The following is a 14578-nucleotide window of genomic DNA, read 5'->3' on the forward strand; positions in this document are numbered from 1 at the left end:
AGATAAACATCAAATATCGTTGTTAAATACTAGGAATAACTCAGTAAGGACGCTGGTAAGCCGTCTTTACAATGGTGTAGAAATCACGGGCATATTGGCCTTGCTCTCGTGGCCCAAAGCTCGATTCTTTACGACCACCAAACGGGACGTGGTAATCCGTACCTGCAGTTGGCAAGTTCACCATCACACAACCGGTTTGAGCTTGACGCTTAAACAAAGTGCTGCTGCGCAGGCTTTGCGTCACGATACCGGCCGTCAAACCAAAACGTGTGTCATTCACGGTGGCGATAGCTTCTTCCAGTGAACTCACTTTCTGAATGCATGCCATTGGCGCAAACAACTCTTCTTGGTTGATGTCCCAGCTGTTGTCGGTATTAAGGAAAAGGGTTGGTGACATGTAGAAGCCATCGTGTTCACGGTCGAGACGCTCACCACCAAAGGCCAAATCAGCACCGTGCTCTTTCGCGCGTTCAACCCAATTCATGTTTGCGCTGAGTTGACGTTCATCAACCACAGGCCCCATAAACACGCCGTCTTCCAAAGCATGACCCACTTTGAGTTCTGACATACGTTTGATCAGCGCTTCCACGTAGGCATCGTGAATGTCTTCCATCACCACAAGACGCGAAGACGCCGTACATTTTTGGCCAGTGCCTGAAAATGAACCCGCAATGGTTGCATCAACCGCTGACTTCAAATCTGCATCGCTCGCAATAACCAAGGCATTTTTACTGCCCATTTCTAGCTGGCAGCGCACAAAGTTTGGTGCGGTTGCCGCAGCAACAGTTCGGCCAACATCGACAGAACCCGTGAAGCTCACGGCATCGATGTCTGGGCTATTGATCAAAGTGTCACCCACTTGGGCACCAGAACCCAGAAGCAAGTTAAACGCACCAGGATGAACGCCTGCACGGTGAATAATGTCTGTCAGTGCCACTGCGCTTGCAGGCGTCAGGTTGGCAGGTTTCCAAATTACACTATTACCAAACGCAAGTGCTGGGGCGATTTTCCACGACGCGGTTGCCGTTGGGAAATTCCACGGTGAGATAATTGCCACCACACCCACCGCTTCGCGTGTTACTTCCACTGTTACATCTGGGCGAACTGAATCGGCAATGTCGCCCATTTGACGCAACACTTCCGCGGCGTAGTATTGAAAGAATTGGCCTGAACGGTATATTTCGCCGCGTCCTTCTGCGAAAGGCTTGCCTTCTTCCATCGATAGCAAACGCCCTAGCTCGTCACAACGTGCAATCAGCTCATCACCAATGGTTTGTAATACTTTTTGTTTGAATTCAAGTGGTGTGCTTTCCCATGAAGGCTGCGCGTTTCTCGCGGCGTCAATCGCCTGCTGAACCTGAGATTGACTCGCTTGAGCAAAATCACCAAGTGACTGTGATGTATCAGACGGATTAACGTTTGCAACTGTGTTTGCGCCTTGTAGCCATTGACCGTCGATGTAGAGTGCGCTTTCCGTGTTATACGTCATGAGAAATCCTTGATTTTGTTATCTAAATACGTGTTCTAAGCATGTATTGCTTACTGCGATTCTAGTCTGTGTTTGGTACGGCTGCGTACACGGCCAATTCCACCAGCATGCCTTCTCGCGCTAACCCAGCGACCACCATGGCGGCTCGGTTTGGGTAAGGCGCTTCAAAATACTCAGCGTAAACACTATTGACCGTGGCGAGATAGCTTCTGTCTGTGACATAGATAAGCACCTGTAATACCGCATCCATCCCCACCCCTGCACATTCGAGGGTGTGAGCAAGGTTATCGAGCGTTTGGCGTGTTTGCGCTTCAATACCACCTTCAACAAGCTGCCCTCGGACATCAATAGGAATTTGAGCCGTATAAAGCGTACCGTTGTGCGTCACCGCCCATTCTAAAGGCGCTTTTGAGGCAAACAGCTGAGTTTGCACTGCAGTTTTATTGGTAGGTGAAGAGGTATTTAGTGACATGGCGCTCGCATCCGTTTTAACCATTTCGTTTCATTTGATTTACATATTGCACCTTTGATTTTGATAAATCTAACGGTTAATTTTTGACAATTGTTCAGTTTTATTTATCAATAGAAGGAAGAGGGAGAAATCAACGGGACGCGGGATGGATATCAAACTTCAACAGCTTAAGCATTTTTCATTGGTGGTCGAGCAAGGTGGCTTTCGGGCGGCGGCTTCCAAAGCAAATCGCTCACAGGCAGCATTATCTACATCAGTCAAAGAGTTAGAAAAAATTCTCGGGCAATCTCTGTTTGATTCAGGGCACAAAGCGAAGCTCACACCGTTTGGTGATCTTTGCTTACCCAAAATTAATCAGTTCTTAAAGCTGTATGAGGACCTCAACTCCGATCTTCGCGCAGCAGCGGCTGGGCAATTGGGACAAGTGAGAATCGCAAGCGTGCCTTCAGTGGCCGCAAAACTGATCCCCCGTATTCTGGCAACCTATACGGAAAGCCACCCAGAGGTTGAAGTCGTGTTGGTGGATGACACTGCTGCTGGCGTAGAAAATCGACTACTGGCAGGAGAAGTGGATGTTGCACTGGGGAATTGCCTGCACATTCAAGATGAGCGCATTGACTTTATTCCATTACTGGCAGACCCCGTCGGCATTGTTTGCCTGAGCGATCACCCCTTGACTCAACACACATTGCCTATCGACTGGGAGGTGCTCACACCCTACCCCTTCATTAAAAACGGGACATGCTCCCTACTTGAATCCACACCCGCCAATGCGCTAACAAACACAGCGCTCTACACAGTTGAAAACATCACGTCGCTATTTTCCGTGCTCGAATTGGGTATCGGCATTACGACGCTCCCTCGCCTCGCCTTCCCCGATAACGCCAAAAACCTCACTTGGCTGCCGCTGGCCTCACCCTACGTAGAGCGACAGATCGGGATATTCCGTCTCAAGGCGCGCGCTATGTCTCCACAAGCTTATGATTTTTACGAAATGTGTATCCGAGAATTAAAAGTAAAAGCAAACCTCAGACAATGAATGCCTATTTTTCTTGCAAAAGAATTAACCTCTCACCGCATTCTATGACCGCGATTTGGTGCCAAACCACTGATTTCATCGAAATGCAATTAAGCGCTCAGTGACTTTCGAACTGTTAATCGCAAATCATAAATTTCACATACGACAACTTGGAGAGACATACATTCATCTGCTTGATTTTATATGGGTCACAAATACCCAACATGAATAGTCAAGGAGAACCCATTGAACAAGAAACTCTCTACACTTTTTATCGGCGCTGCGTTCGCGCCGAGCTTGTTGCTCGCACAACCTCTCGACACAAAAGATGTCAGTCCGCGTATTGTCGGCGGTAAACCCGCAGCACCAGAAAATTGGGCTTTCTATACGCAAATTGTGAACCGTCCAAGCAATCGCTCATTCTGTGGTGCTAGCTATATCGGTGACGGTTATGTACTCACCGCCGCTCACTGTGTCGACAATGATGCCCCTAACCACATAGCCGTAAAAATCGGCGGTATTCGATACAACGGCACAGACGGTGTTCGCGTCAATGTTGAACAAATTTTCGTTCACCCCGATTTCAACACAAGAACACTGGCCAATGACATTGCCCTCCTTAAACTCACCAACGTTCCTTCGGGTGTACAAGCCGTTGATATCGCGGCGGGCAGCGTCAGCCAATATGCAGTTGAAGGCGATACGCTTACGGTGGCAGGCCTCGGTCGAACATCTGAAGGTGGTAGCTCACCTACTGTGCTGCAAGAAGTCGATGTTCCATTAGTGTCTGATGCAGTTTGCCGTCAGTCTGGTGGCAACTATGCCAATGTCGGCAACGTGTCATTTTGTGCCGGCATTCCTGCTGGTGGTATCGATTCATGCCAAGGTGACAGTGGTGGACCACTGGTCATCAATCAAGCAGGACAAATTACTCAACTTGGCATCGTGAGCTGGGGCATTGGGTGCGCACGCCCAGGGAAGTATGGTGTATACAGTGATATTGCAGCGCTTCGACGTTTTGTTGATGGGATTGTTGGCAATTCCAATGACGTGCCGTCTGTTGAGTACAAAGCCAATGAGACTCTCACTGCATTTAATTGGGGTGACATTAAACAGCACGCGTTTGCCATCAATAACACTGGCTCAGTTGGCTTTACCGTCGAAAATGTCAACGTAACAGGCTCTGGTGTTGCAACCTCTCCCGTTATCGCAAACGACCAATGTACGATGGCAACACTCGCGGCAGGTGAAAGTTGCCAAATAGAGGTTGAATTTGGCGCATCAATGGCAGGAACAGCAACAGCAACAGCAAACCTGACCTTTGACATTGATAAAACCACAACCATATACCGAGCAAAGGTGTCGGCTATCGCCAAAGATCCATCCACACCACCAACGGGGACATGTCAGGATGAATGGAAACCAGGAACAATTTATCTCACTGGCGACACGGTGAATTGGGCAAACACAACCTGGCAAGCAAAATGGTGGACACAAGGCGACAACCCATCTCAATCAAATGAATGGGGAGTTTGGAAAGCCATAGGCAGTGTTGACTGTTCGCCAACAACGCCGCCTGTGAATCCGCCAACAGAACCCGAGCCACCTACAGAGCCGCCAGCGAATGGTAATGCCTACGAAGTCGGTCAGAATTACAATGCAGGGGACATCGTCACAAACAATGGCGAAAGCTTTGAGTGTCTGTCTTGGCCGAATAGCCTTTGGTGCAGCGGAACTCCCAGTGTTTACGCACCAGGGACAGGGACAAGCTGGCAACTCGCTTGGGCAAAACAATAATGTAGAGACCAAAATGAGTACCTCGCTGCAGAGGTACTCTTCTTCTCACTGTCGCTCTACGCAATGAAAATCAAAACTTTCATCACAACCATACGAGTAAATAAAACCTTAAAATACAAATAATCGCGATAAAAAGCACATATCTTCCTAAAGACTTGCCTAATGATAGATTTGTAACTTTTCTGACATAAGCCCAAATTAAGTTAGCGGCATAGTATCCCCATGTTAGGCCGTTTTTATGAGCATACGTCAGCGTCTTCTGATTGCATTTTTATTCTTCACATCACTCACCATCGCCATGGGTGGGTTGGCGCTTTGGATCTCTTCGCGATCATCAGACGCTTACTCCGAATATGTTAACAAAAAGCTGCCCGAAGTCTGGACCCTGATGGCACTGGAGCGCGACCATCGTGCTTTGGTCACACTCTCTCAAAAAGTCAAAGCACAATTGTTATTTTGGAATGAAGTGGAACCTCAATTCGAGGCTTTTAAAACGAATTATGAATACCGTTGGCAAGAGCTTTCTCAATACCCTTCATTAACGCTTTGGCGAGAAGAGAACCAGGCGAATAAGGAGAAGATCGATACTTACATTCAAAAATTCGAGAAAGCGATTGACGAGAAAAGCTATTATGACGCGGGCCGTTTGGTTGACTTTGACATGTACCCTAGCGTTGACCCTATTCTTATTTCGATAGATGAAAAACTCTTCGAGCGACAAACAAACGCACATGCCTCCGCCAATGGATTGATTCATTTCCTTGATCAGCAAGCGAACGTCATTTTTGGGGCTATTGGCCTCTCACTGCTGGTTGCATTTTCCTTGATGCTTTGGCTGACGAAAACCGTGATATTAAGGTTAAAACGCATCGCTAAAGCACTCACTGGAATAGACTCACACTCAGACCTTACCGTCAGAATTGAAGACAAATATTGCGATGAGGTTTCTGCCGTCGCGCTCGCAACCAACAACCTGCTCGAAAAATTCAATCAGTTTGTCACCAATATCCAAACCCGAACCGGTGAACTCGACAAGCAATCAGGTACGCTAGACCAGCAAAATCAGACCGTATCGAGCATTAACAAAGACACACAAGATCAGATCACAGAGGTCGCACACTCTCTTACGGTGATGGATACAGCAACCACGGACATTGCATCAGCCATACAGCAAACCAGGGAATCCATTGGCGACCTCGTTGCCGGCAACAATGAGCTGCAATCGCACATGACAGCGACGGAAAAATCGATCGCATACAGCGTTACCACTGTCGGCAACGTAGAATCGACCATGCAAGGCCTCACCGACACAAGCAAGAAAATCGCGAGTGTGATGGACGTGATTGAAAGTATTGCGGAACAGACAAACTTGCTCGCATTAAATGCCGCTATTGAAGCTGCAAGAGCCGGCGAATATGGCCGAGGGTTCGCCGTTGTCGCAGACGAAGTGCGCAGTCTTTCTCAGCGTACTTCTGAGTCAACAGGTGACATTCGCACCTGGATTAATGAGCTCATCAACAATGTGGATGCCGCCAGCCGGCTACTTGGGGACACCAAACTGGCCAGCGAAAACAACCAAAAAGCAAGCGTTGAACTTCAACATCATCTGAGTGCAATGAGCCAAACCTTTGAGGGGTTAGAGAAACGCAGTGTTGTTGTAGAATCCGCGATAAAATCTCAGCATAGAGAGCTAGCCCAGCTAACGGAGCGACGACAGGTACTAAAGCGCGGTAGCCAAACCCTCACAGAGGCAATCACAAGCACACACAGTGTCAGCAATGGTCTGAGCCAGCAATCAACCGAGTTGGCAACCCTGATCGAGCAGTTTAAAACCTAGCTTAAAACGAAGTTATTTAGATAAGCGTCGACTGGCATTGTTATGACAATGTCAGCCAACTCACCCGCAGTGAATACCTCTTCATCTAACATGGGTAAAACACTTATCAAGCGTCAAAGCGGTCATCGATAAATGCCTGAGGCGGAATAAAATAATTCGCCCCGGTTTTTGCTTCGACATAATCCAACAATCGGTCGTAGTTACCGTCTTCATCGGCGGTGATCATTTGCCTTAACGACGTTTCAATTAAAGACGCGGTCGATGCAAACCCCACGAACATGGTGCCATGTTCAATGGCATTGCCGTAAGGGCGATTTTGACGCAACATTTTGACTTCCTCCCCCTCCATCTCGACCTTACTCTTTTCGTTGTGGGCCCAAGCAGGCTTCTCCGCATCACTAAGTTCAATGTCGTCCATCTTTGTGCGGCCAATGACTTTTTCTTGGTGCTCCGTTGCTTGCGCGTCCCATAACCCCTGACGATCAACATACCGCTGCACGGTGAGGTAACTGCCGCCTTGGTAATCATCACCTGTGCCAATAAGCACGGATTCAACACGCTCGTCATCCACGGGGTTTTCCGTGCCATCCACAAAGTCGATCATGTCGCGGTTATCGAGGTACTTGTAGCCTTGAATATCTTCAACCAAATCAGCAATACCTGATAGCGCCTTTGCCACATGCTTCGCCACTTGGAAGTTCAAATCGATCCGTTCAGATTTCACCATCAAGAAAATATCACCCGCCGTTGACGGGAAATGACGCTCGCCATTTTGCATTTCAGCAAATACACGCAACTCGGCTGGCGGGTTTACATCGGGAAATAGGCTAGGCCACGCATTCGCAGAAAAACCCATCGTCATGGTTAAACCAGCGGAAGGATCCTTTTGTCGAATGGATTTCTCGATACCAGGCAACTGGCTAAGAGCTTCTCCAATCTCATCGAGGTTTAACCATTGGTCTTTTAATATAAACGTCAGGTATTCGACGTGTGAGGTTGGGTTGGTTAGGACACCTGGTTGCGCGAGCATTGCAAGTTCATTCATACATACACCTGTCGTAAGACTCCCTGTTTCAGAATCATAGAGGCGGGAAGGATGCCATCGTCCTTGAATCATCTATGGTCAACAAATACGTTGTTACTGTAGATCAGCTTTTGGCTAGGGGATAAGGGAAGCCTGTAACGAATCTGCTTTTCTTTCATCGTTCGCAAAGATGTTACGCCTGATAATCCCAGAAATAAAACAGTGAGCAATCGGTCGCAAAACGAGAAATGGTGCAGGATGACGACGTTGCAAACGGTTTACCTGTCAACTATTCGTACCAATCTAGTCTCAATTACCCCCCTTATCACCTTATCACACTCGATATATCTTCTATCTCAGTTTATTAGCAAGCACTTTCATACGCTTACACCTTGCAGATAAAACGCATATACCCAAACAACCTGAAGATGCTCGATTTCAGAGGCCTTCAGGTTGTTTGGGTATAGATAGCGATACAGTCACCCCATTCATGTTTATTAAGGATGTTAAACAATGAATACCGCGGTAACAGAGAAAGAAAATCGATCGGTTGTTGCTGCTTATTTTGATGCGCTGAAAAGCAGTGATATGACAGGGCTAGCACTGCTGTTTGATAGAAGCGCACTATGGCATCAACCGGGCCGTAACCCTTTCTCGGGGGACAAAGTGGGGGTTGGACGTGTTTTGGCAATGCTTTCACGCATGCAAAATGCCACCAATAATTCCTACGCCATAAAACGTGATGGCTCGCTCATGACGAGCGGCAACCTCGTTTCTGTTCCAGTCCACACCACGGCCTCCAGCGGCAACCTTTCGATTTCAATGAAAGGCACTCACCTTTTCCGCATTGACGGCGGATACATCATGGAAGTCTGGCTATTTTCCGAAGATCAGAAAGCTGAGGATACTTTCTGGTCTGTTTAGTATTGCTACAACCCTCCCTTTTGTGGCAAGAGCCCGATGCGATAACGCATGGGCTTTTTTTTACTCAGATCTTGTCGCGACTTTCCAACAGGTAATCAATAAATAGCCGTAAACGCATGGGAATATGCTGGCGGCTTGGATACAACAAGTAACACGTTAAACTGTCGCCATGCCACTCAGGTAAGACAGGCACGAGCTTTCCTTCCTTTAAAAGATGCTGAACATTTTGATAGATCAAACACCCCAGTCCCCGTCCAGCTACCACCAACTCATTGAGCATACTGGGTGAATTTACAATGTCGTAGCGACTAGGCTGAAACCTCAAGGTCTCGTCACCTTTCATCACAGTAACGGTACGATTTGGCATTAACTGCTCAAGCACAATCCAACGACAAAACTCTAGATTTTGCTCAGTGATAGGCTCTAAAAGTGTGTCGAGATATTCCGGTGAGGCGTAGATGGCGAGTTGATCATCAAAGACAGGTCGCGCGACAAAATCTTGCTCATTAACGCGAGAAACGCGAATTGCCAAATCTATTTGGTTTTCGATCAGGTCAATCTTTTGATCTGTCATAACCAAATCAAAGGTGATATCAGGATATTGCAGCGTGAAGGCTTCTAACTTGGGCGCGAGCCAAGACTTCATGATGTCCAGCGTTGCCGTTACACGGATCGGGCCTTTGGGCTTATCTCGCGTCAGTACATCATCAATATCGATCAACGACGACAATACTGATTCCGCTAAAGGCAGTAAACGCGCACCATCTTGGGTGAGGGAAACACTACGGGTGGTCCTTTGAATAAGCCGAACTGACAAACTCTCTTCCAGCTTTTGAATCTGTGCGCTCACTGCAGGACGGCTAATTCCGAGCAACTTCCCCGCTCGGCTAAAATTGCCTGTTTTGACCACAGCAGCAAACACCGCCATGGGTTTTAGTCGTGATAACTGCATGTCTATCCTTAGAACATCACACTACTCAGGAGAATTCACTCATCTCTACCAACTATAGAAGTGTTGACGATAACATGCGGGAAATTAACGGATTTTGTGACTATTTGATATGCCAGAAACGAGAAAACCCGAGCATCTCTGCTCGGGTTTCAAATATGGCGGTGAGTGAGAGATTCGAACTCTCGATACGTTGCCGTATACACACTTTCCAGGCGTGCTCCTTCAGCCACTCGGACAACTCACCAAATTTTCATCAAGCCGAATGCGAAGCAGTTCGTCTCAACGGGGCGCTACTATAATGATTTCCCCATGCAGGGTCAATGCTTTAAGCCTTAACTTCGGTTTACTCGTTCAGCATTTGAGCACCCCATCAGAGAGTAGCGAAATTAGCGACGCGTTGGCTTACTCTTGAACTGCTTAATGCTGCTTTTCTGGGAAGTTCGGCGATTGGCTTGTTTGTCGCGTGGCGCACGTTTGCTGTCACCCGTCGGTGGCTTGTCCGTAACGGGAAACGCTTCCAGTTCATGTAAAGGCAACTCGCGCTTTATCATGTTGCGAATGGCTTGCAGATAATTCGTCTCGGCATGACAAACCAGTGTGATAGCAAGACCTTGCTCCCCAGCCCTTGCTGTTCGGCCAACGCGGTGAACATAGACAGCAGGACTCAATGGCACATCGAAGTTAATCACAACGGGCAAGTGGTCAATATGTATGCCGCGCGCCAAGAGATCAGTAGCTATCAGCACTTGCACCTGTTTGTCTTTGAAAGCAGCAAGCGTTTGTTCGCGCTCGGACTGAGCTTTGTCACCGTGTAACGCAGCAGAGGTAACACCCGCTTTGTTCAGCTTCTTACACAATGCATCAGCATTATCACGCGCACTGATAAACACCAATACTTGCGGCCAGTCTTGTTGTTTAATTTGGTCTATCAACACATTGGCTTTGCTGCCTTTGTTTACCAGATATAAGCGCTCTTCAATCTGCTTCACCATGCTGTTTGTGGCACTAGCAAAAATGGTCGCAGGGCTGTTTAGTAACCCTTTCATTGACGCTTCTAACTCTTCTGGCAAGGTTGCTGAAAACAACATCATTTGGCGTGATGTGGGTATCGCCGCCAAGATGTTTTCAACATCTGGCCAAAACCCCATATCAACCAGTCTATCCGCCTCATCGAGTACAACACTGTCAATCGTCGATGTTTCAAGAGCCCCTTCTTTTAACAACTCTTTCAACCGGCCTGGCGTTGCAATAACAACTTCTGGCTTCAATAAAAGGCGTTCAATTTGCGATTCTTTCTCTATGCCACCGCATATCACAACGGTAGAGAGATTTAATGCAGTCGCAATCGGCGTCAGCGCTTCATTGACCTGTGCAGCTAGCTCACGGGTTGGCACCAAAACCAGCTTACAAACGTGCGATGCCGTCGCTTGGGCACCATCGAGCAGCGGTAAGCCGTATGCCAGGGTTTTTCCGCTGCCTGTTTGCGCTATCGCAAGTACATCCTTGCGGGCGCTGATTGCAGGGATCGCAAGTGATTGAATCGACGTAGGTGCTTGGTATTGCACAGGCAATGCTGCAACAAGAGCAGGCGACAAAGGCAACGTTGAAAAGGTGTTAGGCGTAGAGAGCGACATCGTGCACATCACTTATTAGGAGTAATCGGAACGCGGGGAATGGGGGAGCAAAACGCGAGCAACTCTCGTCGTCAAAGAATGACGGAAAGCTGCTCGCGATGTAAATTATGCGTCGATGTCTTGCGTGTCTTCAGGACGAAGTTTACGTTGCACACCCATCAGGAAGTTACGCAGGATTTGGTCTTTACACTCACGGTAGTGTTTGTTGTCCGCTTTGCGTGAGAATGCACTCAATTCGTGCTTGCTCAAGCGGAACTCCATCAGCTCTAGCGTTTCGATCACATCTTCTGCTTTCATGTTCAGCGCGATACGCAGCTTCATGAAAATCATGTTGTTGTTCAAGCGCTTCTCAGGCTCAGGCTGTTCGCCTTCACGCTTGCCACGTTTCGTGTTGATCAAACCATTCAGGAAAATCGCTAATTCGGTATCTGTTGCTTTAACAAAAGCTGCATCATCATCCTTGCGAAGCCAGTTAACCACTTGCTCTTGCGTCACAGCGTGATCAGCAGCAGCGAAAATTTCTACCATCGACTGATCTTTAAAGTCAAAGGTATAACGGATACGGCGGAGAATGTCGTTATTAGTCAAAATAATTCCTAGTGTTAGGTTTGATCTAGCCTTTCAGTGCAACCACTGACGGCAAAAATAAAAGCGCGCAACTTTAGCATAATGCCCTCTACGTACCAATGATTTCTTGTTCTCACACAGCGGCCCTGCAGTTATCCACTCTTTATTCTTACACCAACTCAACATAAACATCCGATCCACTCTTGCAATAAATACAAAATCTTCGAAGAGAGGGCTTTACTTTTCATTGATACGATCAATAATGATAATCATTACTATTCGCATAACGGTGATGAGAATGGATTGGAAAACCTACGTGACACACGGAAATAGATGTTTTCACAACAAACACTGGGTTGATGCAGAGCGGCATTATGGCCTCGCATTACACGCAGTGGAAAAGGAAGAACCTGTCATACATCAAAATGGCGACATCCTTTTTGCTTGGCTTGCCTGTCACCATAACCTGGCCACCTTGTTCCAATCCCAAAGCAAGCACTCAGAAGCGCGTTTCTATTTAGATACCCCTCTTGAGATCCTCGAAAAGACGCTTGGTAACACACCCCCTGACGATCCCTTTTTTATTTCGCTGCTGCGCGCCTACCAAACGGGATTAAACGCGCTGTGCTTATTCGAAAAAGCCATGAATTCAACGGTAGCGTCAACCGCTACATCGCAAACACAGGAGAACGTGAAATGACTCAACGCTTGGCATTATTTGCATTCCTATTAACAGCAAGCCCAATGTTGATGGCGCATGCAGGTCATGATCATGGACATTGGTCAGCCTCCCTTATTCATCTTCTATGGGCGCTACCTGTTATTGTCGCAGGGGCAATTGCATTTTGGGGGTTACGCCGTATACGTCATCAAAAGCATCATCAACAAGGAGAGTAAGCATGCTATACGCCCTATTAAATAAGCTCGACCAAAGAACAGCGTTTACTCGCGCATCTGCGCATTGCGATATTCCTTGTAAAATTTATGACCCTTCCCATGCACAAATCGCAGCACTTACGATCATAAGAATGTTGGACTTGATTGAAGAATTACCAACCTCGGAATTGTCCCAAAATCAGCAAGCACGTTTCGTTCGTTTGGTGCAGCAAAAGGAAGAACATGGCAGCAAAGTAAAAGAAGATATTCGTGTCATTTGGGGGGATTATTTCAAGCAACCACAATTCGATACGTTCCCTGAAATCCACACGCTTACGCATGACATCATGATGCTGGCTTCAAAGGCGAAACAAGAAATTGATCGTGAGGCAGCACTGGCGCTTTTAGACAAAGTGAACCGCTTTGCAGATATATTCTGGCAGAGCAAAGACGTTCCCACTTATGTCGCAACGTGCCCGTACCCGCCAGCACTTCCTGTCATTTACCCAGATTTGAAGCCATAAACCCATGCTCGGATTACGACTCTTCCGGATTGAGGGACATTCTATGTTCCCTCTCTATAAATCGTCTGACTTTGTGATAACCGTGCGTGAACCATCATGGTGGAGAAAGCAAACTGGCACAGCTTATGCGTTTACCCACCCTATTTTTGGATGTGTCATCAAAACACTTAAGCAAAGCGATGAACATGGCCGATATTGGTTTCGAGGCGCAAACCCATCCAGTGTCAGCAGCCGAACACTCGGCGCTATTGATCCAGCAATGCCGCTCTATCGGGTGTTGTTTAAAATCAGTAAACCCACGAAGTCGTTGACGGCGTCATGAACCTTGGACGCTCTTCTCCAAAAACAAAAAGCCCCAGTATTTCTACTGGGGCTTTCGATATTTCACTTCACATCAAGACAAGGTCTGCTCTAACGCTTTTTTAAGCTCCAATTCTGCCTTCTCAATCACTTGTTGTGCATGCTCTCGCTGGGCTCTACCCTCTTTGACGCGAGACAAGGTGTTATTCAAGGTTTCAATCGTCAGCTGATTCACGGTTTCCAATGAATCCAGATCAAGAATGCCACGCTGATAGTTCTCGGCAATTTGCTCTTCCAGCGCCTTGAGCTTCTCAGCGTTCTGAACATACTGCTTGTTGGTGTAGTCTTTCACCGCACGCGTCACTTTCAGCGCTTTCTCTTTTTCATAATTGGAAATCGCAATCAAGAACTGGCGTTTCCATAGCGGGAAGGTGTTATGGACGATATCTTGAATATCCTCCATCAACATTTTATTGCCTTCCTGCGAGAGGCGAATTTGAGGCGCAGTTTGAATAGCAGCCAAACGCGTTAACTCAAGGTTGTGAACACGCTTTTCAAGACGTGCAATCGCTTGAGAAGCATCACGGTACTTTTGCGCATCAAGGGCATCACCACTTTGCTCTGATTGCGCAAGCAAATCAGGCAGTACGTTCTGTGTGAGATCGTTCAGTTTGTATTTACCCGCCGCGATGTACTGATCTAACCCCGCAAGCAGCTCTAAGTTATGATCATAAAGCGTATCTAGCTGCGTAATATCATGCGCAAGTTTTACTTCCTGCGCTTCTAAGCTGCCCGATAACTGCTCTAATTGACCTTTCACCGAATCAAAACTCGCCGAGAATTTTTTGAAAGAATCAAAAAGTTCGCCCACCAACGGAAGCCTCGATAACAGGCTCTTCTTACCAAGGTTGTCGAACTCAGCACTGTCCATGGATGACACCATGGCGTGCAGAATATCTCCTGCCTCACCGCTGTCACGAACACGGACTTGCTCTAAGACTTCATCAGAGAATGCGGTGATCTTTTCCAACGCACCTTTACCAAAGGTAATCGTGGCTACGGTATCAAACGCATCAAACTGTTCAGCCAAAGCCACGATTTGAGGTGTCACCTCAACATCCAGCACCTGACTCTGAGGATTCGTCAATTCAGTCATTGGATCTC

Annotated in this window: 15 protein-coding genes and 1 tRNA gene; 8 read left to right on the forward strand and 8 right to left on the reverse strand. The window is 47.4% G+C overall.

What is annotated here, in order from left to right:
- Positions 1 to 40: 40 nt before the first annotated feature.
- Both BM082_RS14965 and BM082_RS14970 read right to left on the reverse strand, forming a co-directional pair.
- Positions 41 to 1489 carry an aldehyde dehydrogenase family protein gene (locus BM082_RS14965; RefSeq protein WP_074927546.1) on the reverse strand — a complete coding sequence of 483 codons (1449 nt, stop codon included), beginning with the start codon at positions 1487 to 1489 and terminating at the stop codon, positions 41 to 43.
- Positions 1490 to 1550: 61 nt separating this feature from the next.
- Positions 1551 to 1985 (reverse strand): RidA family protein, encoded by a 435-nt coding sequence (locus BM082_RS14970; RefSeq protein WP_074927548.1) that lies wholly within the window; start codon positions 1983 to 1985, stop codon positions 1551 to 1553.
- Positions 1986 to 2106: 121 nt separating this feature from the next.
- Here BM082_RS14970 and BM082_RS14975 point away from each other — a divergent pair, with 121 nt between their 5' ends.
- The 3 genes from BM082_RS14975 to BM082_RS14985 all read left to right on the forward strand — a co-directional run bounded on the left by BM082_RS14975 (position 2107) and on the right by BM082_RS14985 (position 6613).
- Positions 2107 to 3000, forward strand: coding sequence for a LysR family transcriptional regulator (locus BM082_RS14975; protein ID WP_017008220.1), 894 nt, complete (start codon positions 2107 to 2109; stop codon positions 2998 to 3000).
- A gap of 225 nt (positions 3001 to 3225) precedes the next feature.
- Positions 3226 to 4776 (forward strand): trypsin-like serine protease, encoded by a 1551-nt coding sequence (locus tag BM082_RS14980; protein ID WP_074927550.1) that lies wholly within the window; start codon positions 3226 to 3228, stop codon positions 4774 to 4776.
- Between the two features lie 238 nt (positions 4777 to 5014).
- A complete protein-coding gene (locus BM082_RS14985) occupies positions 5015 to 6613 on the forward strand; it encodes a methyl-accepting chemotaxis protein (protein ID WP_017008222.1) in 1599 nt (532 codons plus the stop codon).
- A 106-nt stretch (positions 6614 to 6719) separates the two neighbouring features.
- Here the strand turns inward: BM082_RS14985 and BM082_RS14990 are convergent, their stop codons facing one another.
- Complete coding sequence (locus BM082_RS14990; protein WP_074927552.1) at positions 6720 to 7658, reverse strand: Dyp-type peroxidase; 939 nt, start codon at positions 7656 to 7658, stop codon at positions 6720 to 6722.
- A 492-nt stretch (positions 7659 to 8150) separates the two neighbouring features.
- Here BM082_RS14990 and BM082_RS14995 point away from each other — a divergent pair, with 492 nt between their 5' ends.
- On the forward strand, positions 8151 to 8561 hold the full coding sequence (locus BM082_RS14995; protein ID WP_017008224.1) for a nuclear transport factor 2 family protein: 411 nt from the start codon (positions 8151 to 8153) through the stop codon (positions 8559 to 8561).
- Between the two features lie 64 nt (positions 8562 to 8625).
- Here the strand turns inward: BM082_RS14995 and BM082_RS15000 are convergent, their stop codons facing one another.
- The 4 genes from BM082_RS15000 to BM082_RS15015 form a co-directional block, all read right to left on the reverse strand.
- The gene (locus tag BM082_RS15000) at positions 8626 to 9513 is read right to left on the reverse strand and encodes a LysR family transcriptional regulator (protein WP_026024414.1); all 888 of its coding nucleotides are present in this window, start codon (positions 9511 to 9513) and stop codon (positions 8626 to 8628) included.
- A gap of 156 nt (positions 9514 to 9669) precedes the next feature.
- Positions 9670 to 9757 (reverse strand) — tRNA-Ser (locus BM082_RS15005).
- A 142-nt stretch (positions 9758 to 9899) separates the two neighbouring features.
- Entirely contained in the window at positions 9900 to 11147 is a 1248-nt protein-coding gene (locus tag BM082_RS15010) for a DEAD/DEAH box helicase (RefSeq protein WP_074927554.1), read from the reverse strand.
- 105 nt (positions 11148 to 11252) lie between these two features.
- The gene (locus tag BM082_RS15015) at positions 11253 to 11735 is read right to left on the reverse strand and encodes a YehS family protein (RefSeq protein WP_017008227.1); all 483 of its coding nucleotides are present in this window, start codon (positions 11733 to 11735) and stop codon (positions 11253 to 11255) included.
- Between the two features lie 277 nt (positions 11736 to 12012).
- Between BM082_RS15015 and BM082_RS15020 the strand changes: the two genes are divergently transcribed.
- The 4 genes from BM082_RS15020 to BM082_RS15035 are packed head-to-tail and all read left to right on the forward strand — an operon-like array spanning position 12013 to position 13436.
- A complete protein-coding gene (locus BM082_RS15020; RefSeq protein WP_017008228.1) occupies positions 12013 to 12414 on the forward strand; it encodes a tetratricopeptide repeat protein in 402 nt (133 codons plus the stop codon).
- Positions 12411 to 12611: a hypothetical protein gene (locus tag BM082_RS15025; protein ID WP_017008229.1), complete on the forward strand. Its 201-nt coding sequence runs from the start codon at positions 12411 to 12413 to the stop codon at positions 12609 to 12611. The genes BM082_RS15020 and BM082_RS15025 overlap by 4 nt, the downstream gene beginning before the upstream one ends.
- 2 nt (positions 12612 to 12613) lie before the next feature.
- Positions 12614 to 13114: a superoxide dismutase, Ni gene (gene sodN, locus BM082_RS15030; protein WP_017008230.1), complete on the forward strand. Its 501-nt coding sequence runs from the start codon at positions 12614 to 12616 to the stop codon at positions 13112 to 13114.
- Between the two features lie 43 nt (positions 13115 to 13157).
- On the forward strand, positions 13158 to 13436 hold the full coding sequence (locus BM082_RS15035; RefSeq protein WP_017008231.1) for a S24/S26 family peptidase: 279 nt from the start codon (positions 13158 to 13160) through the stop codon (positions 13434 to 13436).
- 72 nt (positions 13437 to 13508) lie between these two features.
- Here the strand turns inward: BM082_RS15035 and BM082_RS15040 are convergent, their stop codons facing one another.
- Positions 13509 to 14570 carry a toxic anion resistance protein gene (locus tag BM082_RS15040; RefSeq protein WP_017016515.1) on the reverse strand — a complete coding sequence of 354 codons (1062 nt, stop codon included), beginning with the start codon at positions 14568 to 14570 and terminating at the stop codon, positions 13509 to 13511.
- Positions 14571 to 14578: the final 8 nt, after the last annotated feature.

Source organism: Enterovibrio norvegicus DSM 15893 (assembly GCF_900115495.1).
GTDB lineage: Bacteria > Pseudomonadota > Gammaproteobacteria > Enterobacterales > Vibrionaceae > Enterovibrio > Enterovibrio norvegicus.

What these genes read in the sequence shown, in the direction of transcription:
- BM082_RS14965 (WP_074927546.1), bottom strand. Translation starts at nt 1,489, where the DNA reads ATGACGTATAACACGGAAAGCGCACTCTACATCGACGGTCAATGGCTA.
- BM082_RS14970 (WP_074927548.1), bottom strand. Translation starts at nt 1,985, where the DNA reads ATGGTTAAAACGGATGCGAGCGCCATGTCACTAAATACCTCTTCACCT.
- BM082_RS14975 (WP_017008220.1), top strand. Translation starts at nt 2,107, where the DNA reads ATGGATATCAAACTTCAACAGCTTAAGCATTTTTCATTGGTGGTCGAG.
- BM082_RS14985 (WP_017008222.1), top strand. Translation starts at nt 5,015, where the DNA reads ATGAGCATACGTCAGCGTCTTCTGATTGCATTTTTATTCTTCACATCA.
- BM082_RS14990 (WP_074927552.1), bottom strand. Translation starts at nt 7,658, where the DNA reads ATGAATGAACTTGCAATGCTCGCGCAACCAGGTGTCCTAACCAACCCA.
- BM082_RS14995 (WP_017008224.1), top strand. Translation starts at nt 8,151, where the DNA reads ATGAATACCGCGGTAACAGAGAAAGAAAATCGATCGGTTGTTGCTGCT.
- BM082_RS15000 (WP_026024414.1), bottom strand. Translation starts at nt 9,513, where the DNA reads ATGCAGTTATCACGACTAAAACCCATGGCGGTGTTTGCTGCTGTGGTC.
- BM082_RS15010 (WP_074927554.1), bottom strand. Translation starts at nt 11,147, where the DNA reads ATGTCGCTCTCTACGCCTAACACCTTTTCAACGTTGCCTTTGTCGCCT.
- BM082_RS15020 (WP_017008228.1), top strand. Translation starts at nt 12,013, where the DNA reads ATGGATTGGAAAACCTACGTGACACACGGAAATAGATGTTTTCACAAC.
- BM082_RS15025 (WP_017008229.1), top strand. Translation starts at nt 12,411, where the DNA reads ATGACTCAACGCTTGGCATTATTTGCATTCCTATTAACAGCAAGCCCA.
- sodN (WP_017008230.1), top strand. Translation starts at nt 12,614, where the DNA reads ATGCTATACGCCCTATTAAATAAGCTCGACCAAAGAACAGCGTTTACT.
- BM082_RS15035 (WP_017008231.1), top strand. Translation starts at nt 13,158, where the DNA reads ATGTTCCCTCTCTATAAATCGTCTGACTTTGTGATAACCGTGCGTGAA.
- BM082_RS15040 (WP_017016515.1), bottom strand. Translation starts at nt 14,570, where the DNA reads ATGACTGAATTGACGAATCCTCAGAGTCAGGTGCTGGATGTTGAGGTG.